At 69.9% G+C, this 14372-nt stretch carries 14 protein-coding genes; 4 read left to right on the top strand and 10 right to left on the bottom strand.

What is annotated here, in order from left to right; all coding sequences use genetic code 11:
* Window positions 1-5: 5 nt before the first annotated feature.
* The 4 genes from ACIP4P_RS19580 to ACIP4P_RS19565 form a co-directional block, all read right to left on the bottom strand.
* The gene (locus ACIP4P_RS19580; RefSeq protein ID WP_350506658.1) at window positions 6-323 is read right to left on the bottom strand and encodes a bifunctional 3-phenylpropionate/cinnamic acid dioxygenase ferredoxin subunit; all 318 of its coding nucleotides are present in this window, start codon (window positions 321-323) and stop codon (window positions 6-8) included.
* Between the two features lie 5 nt (window positions 324-328).
* Window positions 329-1561 carry a Fe-S cluster assembly protein SufD gene (sufD, locus tag ACIP4P_RS19575; protein WP_400920056.1) on the bottom strand — a complete coding sequence of 411 codons (1233 nt, stop codon included), beginning with the start codon at window positions 1559-1561 and terminating at the stop codon, window positions 329-331.
* 67 nt (window positions 1562-1628) lie between these two features.
* Window positions 1629-3044 carry a Fe-S cluster assembly protein SufB gene (gene sufB / locus ACIP4P_RS19570; RefSeq protein WP_350511665.1) on the bottom strand — a complete coding sequence of 472 codons (1416 nt, stop codon included), beginning with the start codon at window positions 3042-3044 and terminating at the stop codon, window positions 1629-1631.
* A 49-nt stretch (window positions 3045-3093) separates the two neighbouring features.
* The gene (locus ACIP4P_RS19565) at window positions 3094-3909 is read right to left on the bottom strand and encodes a helix-turn-helix domain-containing protein (RefSeq protein WP_350511666.1); all 816 of its coding nucleotides are present in this window, start codon (window positions 3907-3909) and stop codon (window positions 3094-3096) included.
* A gap of 164 nt (window positions 3910-4073) precedes the next feature.
* Between ACIP4P_RS19565 and ACIP4P_RS19560 the strand changes: the two genes are divergently transcribed.
* Window positions 4074-5003: an ABC transporter ATP-binding protein gene (locus tag ACIP4P_RS19560; RefSeq protein ID WP_350511667.1), complete on the top strand. Its 930-nt coding sequence runs from the start codon at window positions 4074-4076 to the stop codon at window positions 5001-5003.
* A gap of 83 nt (window positions 5004-5086) precedes the next feature.
* Window positions 5087-5806 carry an ABC transporter permease gene (locus ACIP4P_RS19555; protein ID WP_400920299.1) on the top strand — a complete coding sequence of 240 codons (720 nt, stop codon included), beginning with the start codon at window positions 5087-5089 and terminating at the stop codon, window positions 5804-5806.
* A gap of 72 nt (window positions 5807-5878) precedes the next feature.
* On the opposite strand, the gene ACIP4P_RS19550 is transcribed toward ACIP4P_RS19555, so the two are convergent.
* Both ACIP4P_RS19550 and ACIP4P_RS19545 read right to left on the bottom strand, forming a co-directional pair.
* Window positions 5879-6556 (bottom strand): LAETG motif-containing sortase-dependent surface protein, encoded by a 678-nt coding sequence (locus ACIP4P_RS19550; RefSeq protein WP_400920053.1) that lies wholly within the window; start codon window positions 6554-6556, stop codon window positions 5879-5881.
* A 319-nt stretch (window positions 6557-6875) separates the two neighbouring features.
* Window positions 6876-8198 (bottom strand): choice-of-anchor A family protein, encoded by a 1323-nt coding sequence (locus ACIP4P_RS19545; RefSeq protein WP_400920051.1) that lies wholly within the window; start codon window positions 8196-8198, stop codon window positions 6876-6878.
* A gap of 195 nt (window positions 8199-8393) precedes the next feature.
* Between ACIP4P_RS19545 and ACIP4P_RS19540 the strand changes: the two genes are divergently transcribed.
* Window positions 8394-9365: a heme A synthase gene (locus ACIP4P_RS19540; RefSeq protein WP_400920049.1), complete on the top strand. Its 972-nt coding sequence runs from the start codon at window positions 8394-8396 to the stop codon at window positions 9363-9365.
* A 91-nt stretch (window positions 9366-9456) separates the two neighbouring features.
* On the opposite strand, the gene ACIP4P_RS19535 is transcribed toward ACIP4P_RS19540, so the two are convergent.
* The 3 genes from ACIP4P_RS19535 to ACIP4P_RS19525 form a co-directional block, all read right to left on the bottom strand.
* On the bottom strand, window positions 9457-10227 hold the full coding sequence (locus tag ACIP4P_RS19535; RefSeq protein WP_400920047.1) for a PaeR7I family type II restriction endonuclease: 771 nt from the start codon (window positions 10225-10227) through the stop codon (window positions 9457-9459).
* Window positions 10228-10239: 12 nt separating this feature from the next.
* Window positions 10240-11916, bottom strand: coding sequence for an Eco57I restriction-modification methylase domain-containing protein (locus ACIP4P_RS19530; protein ID WP_400920045.1), 1677 nt, complete (start codon window positions 11914-11916; stop codon window positions 10240-10242).
* A gap of 205 nt (window positions 11917-12121) precedes the next feature.
* Window positions 12122-12460: a hypothetical protein gene (locus ACIP4P_RS19525; RefSeq protein WP_400920043.1), complete on the bottom strand. Its 339-nt coding sequence runs from the start codon at window positions 12458-12460 to the stop codon at window positions 12122-12124.
* A 72-nt stretch (window positions 12461-12532) separates the two neighbouring features.
* Here ACIP4P_RS19525 and ACIP4P_RS19520 point away from each other — a divergent pair, with 72 nt between their 5' ends.
* Window positions 12533-13174 carry a DUF2461 domain-containing protein gene (locus ACIP4P_RS19520; protein ID WP_400920041.1) on the top strand — a complete coding sequence of 214 codons (642 nt, stop codon included), beginning with the start codon at window positions 12533-12535 and terminating at the stop codon, window positions 13172-13174.
* A gap of 64 nt (window positions 13175-13238) precedes the next feature.
* Here the strand turns inward: ACIP4P_RS19520 and ACIP4P_RS19515 are convergent, their stop codons facing one another.
* The gene (locus ACIP4P_RS19515; RefSeq protein ID WP_350511680.1) at window positions 13239-14186 is read right to left on the bottom strand and encodes a heme o synthase; all 948 of its coding nucleotides are present in this window, start codon (window positions 14184-14186) and stop codon (window positions 13239-13241) included.
* Window positions 14187-14372: the final 186 nt, after the last annotated feature.

Genomic DNA, 14372 nt, shown 5'->3' with positions numbered 1-14372 from the left:
TGTACTCAGGACTCCTGGTTGACGGAGACGAGCACATCGTCCCCTTCGATCTTTACGGGGTAGACAGCGACCGGCTTGGTGGCGGGCAGGCCGGAGGGCTTGCCGGTGCGCAGGTCGAAGCTGGAGCCGTGCAGCCAGCACTCGATCATGCAGTCCTCGACCTCGCCCTCCGAGAGCGAGACGTTCGCGTGCGAGCAGGTGTCGTTGATCGCGAACACCCCCTCGTCGGTGCGGACGACCGAGACCGGCACGCCGTTGAGGTCCACGCGCTTGGGCACGTCCTCCTGGAGGTCGCTCAGCGCGCAGGCACGGAGGAAGCTCATCGGGGTCAGACCGCCGCTTCGAGCTCGGCGTCGATCTTCTCCATGAGCTGCTCCTGGACCTCGGCCACGCCGATCTGCTGGAGCAGCTCGGCGAAGAAGCCGCGGACCACCAGGCGGCGGGCCTCGTCGGCCGGGATGCCGCGGGCCATCAGGTAGAACAGCTGCTCGTCGTCGAAGCGGCCGGTCGCCGAGGCGTGGCCGGCGCCGACGATCTCGCCGGTCTCGATCTCCAGGTTCGGGATCGAGTCGACCCGGGCGCCGTCGGTGAGCACCAGGTTCCGGTTGAGCTCGTAGGTGTCGGTGCCGACCGCGGCGGCGCGGATCAGCACGTCGCCGACCCAGACCGCGTGGGCGTCCTGGCCCTGCAGCGCGCCCTTGTACGCCACGTTCGACCGGCAGTGCGGCGTGTCGTGGTCGATGACGAGGCGGTGCTCCAGGTGCTGGCCGGCGTCGGCGAAGTACAGGCCGAACAGCTCGGCCTCGCCGCCGGGAGCGGCGTAGTTGACCCGCGGGTGCAGGCGGACCAGGTCGCCGCCGAAGGTCACGACCACGGACTTGAACGAGGCGTCCCGACCGACCAGCGCGTTGTGCTGGGCGACGTGGACGGCGTCCCGGTCCCAGTCCTGCACGGAGACGAGGGTGAGCTTGGCGCCGTCGCCGACCAGCAGCTCGACGTTGGCGGCCCGGGTGCCGGTGCCCTCGTGGTTGAGCACCACGACGGCCTCGGCGAACGGCTTGACGTCGATCACCACGTGGGCGAAGCGGACCCCGCCCTCGGCACGCACGTCGATCCGGACCGGCTCGGTCAGCACCGCGTCCTTGGGGACGGTGACGACCAGCGCCTGGTCGAAGGCGCTGAACGCCTGGGCGGCGACCCGGTCGACCGGCGTGCCGGCCTTGCCCAGCCGGGCGTCGTCGCGGCCGACGGTCTCGGCGGTGACGCCGTCCGGCAGCGCGAGCTCGACCTTGTCCTCGCCGCGCTCGCCCTCGACGGCGGTGCCGTCGTGCAGCCCGCCGAGGCGGTGCAGCGGGGTGAACCGCCAGTCCTCCTCGCGGCCGGTGGGCACCGGGAAGTCGTTCACGTCGAAGGACGGCTTGACCGCGACGCGCGCGTCGATCGGCTGCTGGACGGTGGCCCGGCCGGTGCCGGGCCCGGCGAGCTGCGCGCCCGCGCCCGCGGTGCCGACCTCGATCGAACCGGCGGTGGTGGAGCCGGTGGTGTTCTGAACGTCAGCCATGGCTGTTCGTAGTGCTCTCTTCCTCAGGAATTCCGGAGTTCCGGATGGCGGCGGTGGCGGCTGGTCGTCAGCCGACCGCGCCCTCCATCTGCAGCTCGATCAGCCGGTTGAGCTCCAGCGCGTACTCCATCGGCAGCTCGCGCGCGATCGGCTCGACGAAGCCGCGGACGATCATCGCCATCGCCTCGAACTCGGTCATGCCGCGGCTCATCAGGTAGAACAGCTGGTCCTCGCTGACCTTGGAGACGGTCGCCTCGTGGCCCATGGACACGTCGTCCTCGCGGACGTCCACGTACGGGTAGGTGTCCGAGCGGGAGATCGTGTCGACCAGCAGCGCGTCGCACAGCACGTTGGACTTGGCGCCCTTGGAGCCCTCGCCGATCTCGATCAGACCGCGGTAGGAGGTCCGGCCGCCGCCGCGCGCCACCGACTTGGAGACGATGTTGGACGAGGTGTTCGGCGCCATGTGCACCATCTTGGCGCCGGCGTCCTGGTGCTGGCCCTCGCCCGCGAAGGCGATCGACAGGGTCTCGCCCTTGGCGTGCTCGCCCATCAGGTAGACGGCCGGGTACTTCATGGTGACCTTGGAGCCGATGTTGCCGTCGACCCACTCCATGGTCGCGCCCTCGTACGCCACGGCGCGCTTGGTGACCAGGTTGTAGACGTTGTTCGACCAGTTCTGGATGGTCGTGTAGCGGCAGCGGCCGCCCTTCTTGACGATGATCTCGACGACCGCGGAGTGCAGCGAGTCGGACGAGTAGATCGGCGCGGTGCAGCCCTCGACGTAGTGGACGTAGGCGTCCTCGTCGACGATGATCAGCGTCCGCTCGAACTGGCCCATGTTCTCGGTGTTGATCCGGAAGTAGGCCTGCAGCGGGATGTCGACGTGCACGCCCTTCGGCACGTAGATGAACGAGCCGCCGGACCACACCGCCGTGTTCAGCGCGGCGAACTTGTTGTCGCCGGCCGGGATGACGGTGCCGAAGTACTCCTTGAAGATCTCCGGGTGCTCGCGCAGCGCGGTGTCGGTGTCCAGGAAGATGACGCCCTGCTCCTCCAGGTCCTCGCGGATCTGGTGGTAGACGACCTCCGACTCGTACTGGGCGGCGACACCGGCGACCAGGCGCTGCTTCTCCGCCTCCGGGATGCCCAGCTTGTCGTAGGTGGCCTTGATGTCCGCGGGCAGGTCCTCCCAGGACTCGGCCTGCTTCTCGGTGGAGCGGACGAAGTACTTGATGTTGTCGAAGTCGATGCCGGTGAGGTCGGAGCCCCAGGTCGGCATGGGCTTCTTGCCGAACAGCTTCAGGCCCTTGAGCCGGAGGTTCAGCATCCACTCGGACTCGTTCTTCTTCGCGGAGATGTCGCGGACGACCTCCTCGCTGAGCCCGCGCTTGGCCGCGGCACCGGCGGTGTCCGGGTCGGCCCAGCCGTACTCGTAGGTGCCCAGGCCTTCGAGCTCCGGGTGCGAAACGGTGTCAGTCATGCGAGCTTCCTAACGCGCGGACGCTGAATCTTCGGTGGACGCGGAATTTTCATGTACTGGCAGTCGGCGCCGCATCGGAGCCGTGGCCCGCGGACCGCTGGGCGGGCGACGATGCGGCACCGGGTGCCGGCACATAGGTGGTGCAGACCCCGTCGCCGTGGGCGATGGTGGCCAGCCGTTGCACATGGGTGCCCAGGAGCTGGGAGAAGACCTCGGTCTCCGCCTCGCAGAGCTGCGGGAACTGCTCGGCGATGTGCGCGACCGGGCAGTGGTGCTGGCAGAGCTGGGCGCCCGCCGGGGCCTTGGCCACGGCCGACGGGACACGCCGCACCGTGGCAGCGTACCCGTCCGCGCTCAGCGCCTGGGCCAGGGCCTCCGGGCGCTGCTGCGCCTCGGTCTGCCGCAGGGTCTCCAGGTACTTCTCGGCCTGCTTGCCGAACCGGGCGCGGGCGAAGGCGGCGACCGCCTCCTCGCCCGCCTCGCCGCCGCCGACGGAGTCCGCGATCCAGCGCAGCGCGTCGGCGGCGAGCTGGTCGTACGCCTGGTAGAAGGCGTCCCGGCCGGCGTCGGTGAGGGCGAAGACCTTGGCGGGGCGACCGCGGCCGCGGCTGCCGTAGACCCGCTGTTCGCGGGACTCGACCAGGCCGGCGGCGGTCAGTCCGTCCAGGTGGCGGCGGACGGCGGCGGCGGTGAGGCCGAGCCGGGTCGCCAGGTCGGCGGCGGAGGAGGGGCCGTGGTCCAGGATCGACCGGGCGACCCGGTCCCGGGTGGCGCGGTGGCCGTCCAGCAGCACCTCGGCCGCGGTCACGGGCACGTCGCAGCCGGGGGCCGACTCGGCCTCCTGCTGCGGGGTGTGCTCGCGCATGTTTTTCACAACACCAGTGTTGCGTAATTCCTTCCGACAGGACAAGCCGTGATCCAGGCCTCACCCGTGTCATCTGTCACGCAGGTAAGCCTTACCTGACCTGCGGAAATGATCACCAAGGCCGGTGTCGGGCCCGTCCGTTCGGCCCTCTTAGACTCGCCGGTATGCATTCCGAACCCGCGGTCCAGGTCGCCGGGCTGGTCAAGCGCTACGGCGACAAAAGCGCGGTGGACGGTCTTGACCTGACCATCACCAGCGGCGCGATCACCGCCGTCCTCGGCCCCAACGGCGCCGGCAAGACCACCACCATCGAGACCTGCGAGGGCTACCGCCGCCCCGACGCCGGCACCGTCCGCGTCCTCGGCCTCGACCCGGTCACCCAGAACGAGGCGCTGCGACCCCGGATCGGCGTGATGCTCCAGTCCGGGGGCGTGTACGCGGGCGCGCGCGCGGTCGAGATGCTGCGGCACACCGCCAAGCTGCACGCCCACCCGCTGGACGTGGACGCCCTGGTCGAACGCCTCGGCCTCGGCTCCTGCGGCCGCACCACCTACCGCCGGCTCTCCGGCGGCCAGCAGCAGCGGCTCGCCCTGGCGATGGCCGTGGTCGGCCGCCCCGAGCTGGTCTTCCTGGACGAGCCCACCGCCGGACTCGACCCGCAGGCCCGCCGCGCCACCTGGGACCTGGTCCGCGACCTGCGCCGGGACGGCGTCACCGTGGTGGTCACCACCCACCACATGGACGAGGCCGAGCAGCTCGCCGACCACGTCGCCATCGTCGACCGCGGCAAGGTCATCGCCGGCGGCACCACCGAGGAGCTCTGCCGCGACGGCGCCGAGGACGCCCTGCGCTTCGACGGCCCGCCCGGACTCGACCTCGGCCCGCTGCTCGCCGAGCTGCCCGCGGGCGCCACCGCCGTCGAGACCGCCCCCGGCAGCTACCGGGTCGGGGCTCCGCTCGAACCCGCCCGACTGCTCGCCGCCGTCACCGCCTGGTGCGCCTCCGCCGGCGTGCTGCCCGAACGGCTGGCCGTGCAGCGCCGCAGCCTCGAAGACGTCTTCCTCGACCTGACCGGACGGGAGCTCCGCTCGTGACCACCCCTACGGACGCGACCGCCACGACGGACGTGACCGCCGCGGACTACTCCCCGAAGCCGGGCGCGGCGCCCGTCGGCCGGATGCTGCTGGCCCAGACCGCCTTCGAGACGAGGATGCTGCTGCGCAACGGTGAGCAGCTGCTGCTCACCGTGGTCATCCCCACCGTGCTGCTGGTGCTGTTCTCCGCCGTCGACGTGGTCGCCGTGGAGGGCCCCGGCAAGCGGGTCGACTTCCTGGCGCCCGGCCTGCTCGCGCTCGCCGTGATGTCCACCGCCTTCACCGGGCAGGCCATCGCCACCGGCTTCGAGCGCCGCTACGGCGTGCTCAAGCGGCTCGGCGCCAGCCCGCTGCCGCGCTGGACGCTGCTGACCGCCAAGACCGGCTGCGTCCTGGTCACCGAGGTGCTGCAGGTCGCCCTGCTGTCGGTGATCGCCCTGGCGCTCGGCTGGTCCCCGCACGGCAACCCGCTGGCCGTCGCCGCCCTGCTGGTGCTGGGCACCGCCGCCTTCTCCGGGCTCGGCCTGCTGATGGCCGGCACCCTCAAGGCCGAGGCCACCCTGGCCGCCGCCAACCTGGTGTTCATCCTGCTGCTGCTGGCCGGCGGGGTGATCGTGCCGCTGAGCAAGTTCCCGGACGCCGTGCGGTCGGTGCTGGAACTGCTGCCGATCTCGGCGCTCTCCGACGGCCTGCGCTCGGTGCTCCAGCACGGCGCCGGGGTGCCCTGGTCGGACCTCGGCATCCTGGCCGCCTGGTCCGTGCTGGGGCTGGCCGCGGCCGCCCGGTTCTTCCGCTGGGAGTGACTCCGGCCCGAACGACCCGACGCCCCCGGCCTGTTGAGGCCGGGGGCGTCGCTGTTTTCGACTGACTGACCGTCAGCTCTCGCTGCCGCCACGGCGCTTGCGGGCCACCAGCACCAGCGCACCGCCGACCAGCAGCACGCCGGCGCCGGCCGCCGCGATGATCGGGGTGGCGTCGCTGCTACCGGTCTGGGCCAGCGCCGGGGCGCTGGGCGCGGGCGCCGCCGGGGCCACCGTGGTCCTGCTCGGGGTGGGCGTGGGGGTGGCCGACGGGGTCCTGCTCGGGGTGGGCGTCGCCGACGGGGTGTCGGTCGGCGTCGGGGTGGGGGTGGGGGTGGGCGTCTTGGTGGGGGTCGGGGTGGGCGTCGGGGTCGGGGTGTGACACGGCGCGATGGTCTTGGTCTCGTCGATGCTCCAGCCCTTCTCGGCCGGGGTCTCGGTGGTCTTGACCACCAGGTGCGCCGTGATCGGGGCGTCGTGGTCCTTCACCGGGAAGGTGCCGTGGAACTCCGCCGGGAACTCCTTGGCGTCCAGGACCTTGTCGTCGCCGATGGTGAGGCTGACGGTGTTCTTCACGTCAGGCTTGGGGCTGTAGTTGATCAGGTCGATCACGACCTTGTCGCAGGTCGTCGACCAGGTCGGGATGTGCGCCGAGGCGCTGGTGGCCAGTGCCAGCGGCAGGAGAATTCCGGCCGCCGCCGTACCGGCGAGTGCCGCCGCGCCCATCCGAGTGTGCCGCTGCTGTCGCGCCATTACCCTGTTCCCCTCCGAACGGTCTTGCGCAGCAGGCGTGTTGTGGGTGGTTCGCGGGGCCCGCCACGTCGTGTCCGGGGACTCTACCGGCACTCCCGCACCTCACCACACCCCGCCGTACGACCGGATTTCGTCTGTCCGTCCGTCCCCGGATGTGCATGGCCAGCCCATCACGGCTGCCACCTCGCAGAACGCGGAATCGGCAAACTTGAATGAACTTCGTCACCTTGGCCAGAGAAGAGCGCCCCCGGCGATCAGGCTCGATCACCGAAGGCGCCATTGTCGATCAGTCGACGGACCCGCGAAGCGTTCCGACGCGTCAGGCCTTCTTGGCCGCCCTGCGCCGGGCCGCCACCACGATCCCGCCACCGGCCGCCAGCGCCACCGCACCGGCGATCGCCAGCGGCAGCACCGGGCCGGAGCCGGTGTGCGCCAGGTTGCCGCCCTCGTTCGCCTGGGCGGACGGACCGGCGGAGGACGAGGCACCCGGCACGGCAGCCGAGGAGGAGGCGGACGGGCTCGACGAGCCGCCCGGGCTCGGCTTCCCGGAGGCCGGGGCGCTCGGGGAGCCGGACGGGCTCGCCGAGTGGCCCGGCGTGGCCGGAGTGGTCGGGGTGCCGCTCGGCGTGGCCGGCGGCGTCACCGGCGGGGTGACCGGCGGCGTGGCCGGAGTGGTCGGCAGCACGGTGCCGGGCAGGCAGCCGGTGAACGGGTAGTGGTGGGTCTCCGCGCCGCCCTTGCCGGTCAGCGAGGCCGCGATCACCGAACCGTTGACCGGACCGCCGCTGCCGAGGTCGAAGGCGGCGTTCGGCGCGAGCACCGTGCCCGCCCAGGCGGCCTTGCTGTTCTTGACCACCTTGGTCGCGGTCGGGAAGTTCCAGAGCAGCTTGGCCCGGATCGCGCCGCCCGCGGCGCTCTGCAGCTTGTCGTCCAGCACGAAGGCCGACGTGCCCGCGTCCCACAGGTGGAAGCCGGTGGTACCGGCCGCCGCCATGTCGTACGAGCCACCGGTCACGTTGATGACGGTGACCGCGCCGGCCGGCACCTTGATGAAGACGTCCTTGGCGCCCTGGAGCTTCGCGGCGTCCACGGTGAAGCTGTTGTACTTGGCGTCGCCACCGGTGAAGGTGAGTTCGGCACCCTTGGCCTCGACGGTGGCCCCGGCGGTCTGCGGCACGGCGGCCAGCGAGCCGGCGGCGGAGCGCAGCTTGGCGAACTCGGCCTTGAAGTCGATCGGCGAGGCGCCCTGGGCGATCGAGCCGGCGTGGGCCTGGACGACGGCGCCGTCGGCCTTCGAGCCGTAGACGCCGTTGCCCTTCATCACCTGGGTGTTACTGCCGGTGATCTTGCCGGCCACCACGAGGGCGTTCTTGCCGGGCAGGGCGTCGACCTCGGCGGCGGTCAGCTCCTGGCCGACCGAGAAGCCCCCGGTGAAGTTCGCGTTGCCGCCGACGGCGACGGCGCCCTCGGCGTCGGGGGTGTGGGTGTCGTCGCCCTCGATGAACTCTCCGTAGAGGTTGGCGACCCCGAGGCTGCGGCACTCCTGGTCGGCGGCGACGGCGTGTGCGGCCGGAGCGATCAGCCCGGCCAAAGCGAGCGAGCCGCCGACCGCGAGCGCGGCGGCGGATGTGGGTATGCGCATGTGCAGGATCTCCGCTTACGTGCGGGAAGTGGGAGTGGCCCGAAAAAAGGTATGGACCATTCGGCACTCTTTCGGCCAAACGGGTGAATGGTCAAGACCAATGACCGCCTTGCCCGAACAGTCCCGTTTGCCCCTCGGCCGCCGCACGCCGTGCCCCGCCCCAAGATCGCCCGTAAGGCCACCTACGATTGACCCGTGCGTACCCCCTTCTCCCTGCTCGCCGAGCGCTGGCAGCCCACCGCCGCAATGGTCCGGCGCGCCACGTTCGCCGCGCTGGTGATGAGCGTGGTGATCGTCGTCACCGGCGGCGCCGTCCGGCTCACCGCCTCCGGCCTCGGCTGTACGACCTGGCCCCGCTGCACCGCCGACAGCCTCACGCCCACCCCCGAGATGGGCTTCCACGGCATCGTCGAGTTCACCAACCGGATGCTCACCTACGTGCTGAGCGCCGCCGTCGGCTGGGCCATCCTGGCGGCGCGGTGCCACCGCCCCTGGCGGCACGGCATGACCAAGCTCGGCTGGGCCCAGTTCTGGCTGGTGATGAGCAACGCCGTCCTCGGCGGCATCACCGTGCTGACCGGCCTGAACCCGTACACCGTGGCGCTGCACATGATCGCCGCGATGGCGCTGGTCTGGGTGGCCCTGCTGATGTGGGAGCGCTCGAAGGAAGGCGACGGCGCACCGAAGCTCTCGGTGGCCCGCCCGATCCACCAACTCTCCTACGTCCTGGTGACGGTCGTCGGCCTGCTGGTCGCGGCGGGCACCCTGGTCACCGGCGCCGGCCACCACCCGGGCACGCCCCAGGACAACAAGATCGTCCCCCGCATCCCGATCGACTACGACCGGCTCGCGCAGTTCCACGCCGACTTCGCCTTCATCTCGGTCGGCCTCACCATCGCGATGATCTTCGTGTTCGCCGCGATCAAGGCCCCGCAGGCCGCGAAGTCCCGCACCAAGGAACTCCTGGTCGTCCTGCTCCTCCAGGGCGTCCTCGGCTTCATCCAGTACTTCACGGACGCCCCCGAGCTGATGGTCGTCCTCCACATGCTGGGCGCCACCCTCACCTGGATCGCCGCCCTCCGCATCCCCCTCGCCCTCCGCACCCGCGCGGCGGAGGACACTCCGGAGCAACTCCCCACCCAGACCCCCCAGCCCGCCGCAGTCTGAGCATCACCGAAGGCCCCCATCCCAAAGGATGGGGGCCTTCGCCATATCCCGGTGCCTATGACACGACACGCTCACGTATCGATCAGGCAGATCAGCCCTGGCCGAGGTCCCTGGACAGCGTTTCGTGCGGCCAATGCGGCTTCGGCAGCCCCAGTTCCTGCAAGTACCCGATCCGCGCGTTTATGGCAGCGGAGAAGTGCCTCCAGTCCAGGCTGGCTACGGGCTCGCTCGGCTTCGGGTCGGTCGCGGACGACGTGACGTAGCAAACGGAGTCGTAGATCTGCTCGGCCATCAACCGCTGGCAGAAGATTCCGAACCGCTCCTGATAGGACTTGCCGCGCCAAATGTCCTCTACGGGGAAGGCCCCCGCAGCCGGCTTCACGGGCCGCCTCGATCCTTCCTCGTCCTGCATGATGAAGAAGTACCCGAGCCAGGGCTTCTCGCCGGGATAGAGGTCGGCCAATGCGGCCCTTCGAAGGTCGACAGCGCTGCCGAGGGCCTCTTCAACCCGGTTGTTGTAGTTGTTGCCGAAGGACGGCCCGCCCAGGGCCTTCAGCTCGAAAGCGGCCACCAGTGTGTTCTCGTAAGCGACGACGACGTCCCACTGCTTCTGGGGCCTGTAGTAGCCAGGGAGCTCCAGACGCTGGGACTTGGCGATCCGGATGCTCTCACGCGGATAGCCCGCTTCGAGGAAGAACTTCGCCAGAAGGGCCGCGATGGAATCGAAGTGCTTGCCACCTCTGACAGAGCCCGCGGTACCGGCACCGACTGCGGCCTTGATTGCCGACTGATCCTTCTGGGCCTGCTTGACACCCCAGTACGCCGCAACGGCGTCCTCGAAGTCCTGGCGGCTGACCGTCAAGGTCGGTTCCTCCTAATCGGGCAGCTCGGTAAGCCCGTAGACACGCAGTGCTGCATCGGTGGCCGCCTTCACGTCCCGCCTGTCGAAGGCGTCGGCCAGGGCAACACGGTCCTCCGCGGCGATGGCCGCCGGGTCCGGAACACGGATCTTGCGGAGGTACTGCGCCTGGAAGCGGAGAGTTCCCCCACGCATCTTGACCGCGTACGCCTCCACGAACGCCTCGGCCACCTTGGAGAGGAGCAGGCCACCGAGCACCCGCATGTCCCAGACGTCCGAGACGATGAAGTACAGGTTGTGGTGAGGGTACAGCGTCCCTTCGTCGAGCACCGGATGGATCGTCAGCTTCATGTCCGGGAAGAGAAGCTTGGGCCGGCTCGTCAGTCTGTGGTCGACCTTGTCGATCGTCTTGTACCAACGGTCGGGCTGCTTGACCGCGACGTACCTCTTACGCAGGACCCCGCTGTGTCGGCGGAAGTAGGCGGCGAGTTTCGGATAGCCGGCAAGGTCCACCAGGTCGCCCTGGGAGTTCCACGGATTCACCAGGCAGGACCCGCTCCAGTCGATGGAGCCGCTGGTGGTGTCCCGGACCATGGCCAGGGGCAGAAGCCGATCCGGCTCGACGAGTTCACGATCATCGGTGATGAAGACCTTGTCCGCACCGGTCGCGATACCGATGCCGACGCGTGTCCCCGTGGTTTCGTCCTCCAACAGCCGAAACCGGTCGCCAAGGTCTTCGAGAACGGCGAGCCTGGCAGGTGAGGCCGCCGGCCAGGAGTCCTCGCCGGGAAACCAGTGCGGCAGAGGAGCCGCCTGAAAGGCGGCCGTGGCAATCGGCTTCCTCTCCTCGGACTCGTACCAGGCAAGGAAGTCACGGGCCTCCGGTTCCCCGAACACGCGGGTCGTGTCGGCGGCAACCGCACCGCCCTGCACCTGACGAGAGATGATCGTGACAGCGGGGTACGCCGAGACCTGCTCCTGGAAGGCGTCCACGTCGTGCATCACCAGCGCCAGGTCCATGCTGAACTGCCTCGTCACCAGCTGACGGAGCTTACGGCCGTACTGGTTCCTCATCCAACGGTCCGCACAGATGAAACCGAGCCGACCCCCCGGCCGCAGGCTCCGGAGCGCCACCTCGTAGAAGCCGATGTAGATGTCGGCGCGGCCTCCCATCGCTGAACAGGCGCTGCGATAGGCGTCCATCCGGTCGGCGGGTACATCCTCCAGCCTGATGTAGGGAGGATTGCCGACGACGAAATCCGCACGGTGCTCGGCGTCGGCCTGGAGAAGGTAATCGCCCTGATTCACCCAGTGCGAGGCAACCTTCCGCGCCGCGCTTCGCCCCCAACCGTCATCGTGGAGGCGCTGCTCGACGACTCCCCGGCTCTCGGCCACGTTGCGCCCGAGCAGGTCGAACGCCTGGACGGCGTTCACCGCGTCGGTGATCGGACGACCGTGGGCTCGACATGAAGCACTGATCCGTGAAGCGATCACGCCGAGGAACGCCCCTGCACCACAAGCAGGCTCGACGACCTTCAGCTCCGCGAGGTCCATGTCCGGCGTGTAGCCGAGCAGATCGAGGATGAGCTCAACGACCCAACCGCGGGTGAAGACCTCGCCGTGCTCCACTGCTTCTGCGGGGACCTCAGGCAGCGCCTGCTTGTCGATGTCGAAGAGCGCCAGAGTTGCCACCACTCGACCCTACAGCGGGGCGCCTCGCCGACCGCCCCATGCCTGACCAGGATCAGTTGACGTCGAGGATCAAGGTCATCACAACCGCGGGGCACCGCGTCCGGATCGGCCACCAGGACGGGCCTGGCTGGAGTCTCCCCACCCAAAGACGACGGCCCGGCTCCCCCGTCTGGGGGAGCCGGGCCATCGGACGAACGCGGAGGCCTCAGCCGCCGAGCTGGATGCCCGCCATGCGCTTCCACTCGTACGCGCTGGTCTTGACCCTGAGCCCCAGCTCGCCCTCGAAGTTCTCGTGCAGGGTCAGCCCCGCCAGCTCCGCCGCCCGGCGGCCGACGGCGTAGGTCGGGGCGACCTGGTCACCCCAGGCGCCGTCCGCGCCGACCACGACGATGCGGGTGGCCACGGCGCCGACGTACTCGACGACCGCGTCGGCGCTGCCGCCGTGCTGCTGGGCGAAGGTGGTCAGGTGCTTGGCGATGCGCTTGGCGCGGCGCTCGGTGCGGGCGTCCGGCGCGGCGGCGGTGGCGGTCTCTGCGCTGCTCATGTCCGCATGCTACCCACCGGTAGAGAAGCTGGCGACGGGAGCGCCCTGTGCACCGGGACACATACTCGGAGCATGACGTTCACAGGCTGGCCGGCCGAGGCCCTCGACTTCTACGAGCACCTCGAAGCCGACAACTCCAAGACCTTCTGGCAGGCCCACAAGGAGCAGTACGACGACGCCGTACGCGCCCCGATGGAGCTGCTGCTCGCCGAGCTGGAGCCGGAGTTCGGGCCGGGGAAGATCTTCCGCCCCAACCGGGACGTCCGGTTCAGCGCCGACAAGTCCCCGTACAAGACGCACATCGGCGCCCACCTGGAGACCGGCGGCTACATCCAGCTCTCCGCCGACGGCCTGGCCTGCGGCAACGGGATGTACCAGCTCGCCCCGGACCAGTTGGACCGCTACCGCGCCGCCGTCGCCGAGGACGTCGGCGGCGCCGAGCTGCTGCGGGTGATCGCCGCCGTCGAGAAGGCCGGCCCGCAGGTCCACGGCCGGGACAGCCTCAAGTCGGCCCCGCGCGGCTACCCCAAGGACCATCCGCGGATCGAGCTGCTGCGCCACAAGGGCCTGGTGGCCTGGCAGGAGTGGGAGCCCGCGACGTGGCTGGGCACGAAGGCCGCCGGCACCCGGATCGCCGCCTTCCTGCGCGCCTCCCAGCCGCTCCGGGACTGGCTGGACGGCCACGTCGGCCCCTCCGAACTACCAACCCGGTAAAGGCAGAAAAGGCAGAAGAGCCCCGGTCCGCCAGGACCGGGGCTCTTCCTCCAACAACCGAGCCCTACTTCACGAACGGGTCGATCGCGCACACCACGAACAGCAGCGACAGGTAGGTGATCGACCAGTGGAACAGCCGCATCTCCTTCAGCTTGGCGCCCACGATCCCGGCCTTCGCCCGCCCGTACAGCGCGTGCGCCTCGCGCAGCCAGAACCCGCCGAGCAGCACCGCGGAGACCGGGTACAGCCAGCTCATGTGCCCGAGCGGCCAGACCGCCAGCGAGACCGCGACCATCACCCAGGAGTAGGCGACGACCTGCTTGCCGACCGCCACGTTGCCCTTGACGACCGGCAGCATCGGCACGCCGGCCCGCTCGTAGTCGTCGCGCACCTTCATCGACAGCACCCAGGTGTGCGGCGGGGTCCAGAAGAAGACCACCAGGAACAGTGCGATCGCCGCCCAGGAGACCGAGTCGGTCACCGAGGACCAGCCGATCAGCACCGGCATGCAGCCGGCGATGCCGCCCCAGACGATGTTCTGCGAGGTGCGCCGCTTGAGCCCCAGCGTGTAGACGAACACGTAGAACAGCAGCGCGCCGAGCGCCAGTGCGGCGGAGAGCCAGTTGACGCCGAAGCCGAGCAGCAGGGTGGAGACGACACCGAGCGTGATGCCGAAGACCAGCGCCTCGCGCGGGGAGACCATCCCGGTGACGATCGGTCGCCGCTCGGTACGGGTCATCAGCGCATCGATGTCGCGGTCGATGTACATGTTGAGGGCGTTGGCGCCGCCCGCCGACAGGTAGCCGCCGACCACGACCTTCAGCACCAACAGCATGTTCGGCACGCCCTGTTGGGCCAGGAACATCACCGGCACCGTGCTCATCAGCAGCAGCTCGATGATCCGCGGCTTGGTCAGTGCGACGAACGCGCCGACACGGGCCCCGAGCGGCCGGTGCGCAGGAGTCGCCCCGGTGACCCCGGCGGGACGGGTTTCGACGGCGGTCACTAACACCCCAACTGAAGATGAATCCTCGCAGGCGTCCACAGGAACGAAGGGTCCCGAATCGTCCGCTCTGCGCGTACCACGCCACCTTAGACGCTCCATATATCCCTTCCGGCTCCGGGGTCCCCCGGCGAGGCGGATGCCGCGGGGCCGACTGGGCCGACTGGGTGAAGGCACGAAACGGCCCCGGCGGGC

Source organism: Kitasatospora sp. NPDC089509, from assembly GCF_044749365.1.
Classification (GTDB): domain Bacteria; phylum Actinomycetota; class Actinomycetes; order Streptomycetales; family Streptomycetaceae; genus Kitasatospora.
This window is presented reverse-complemented; position numbering and strand designations above follow the sequence as displayed.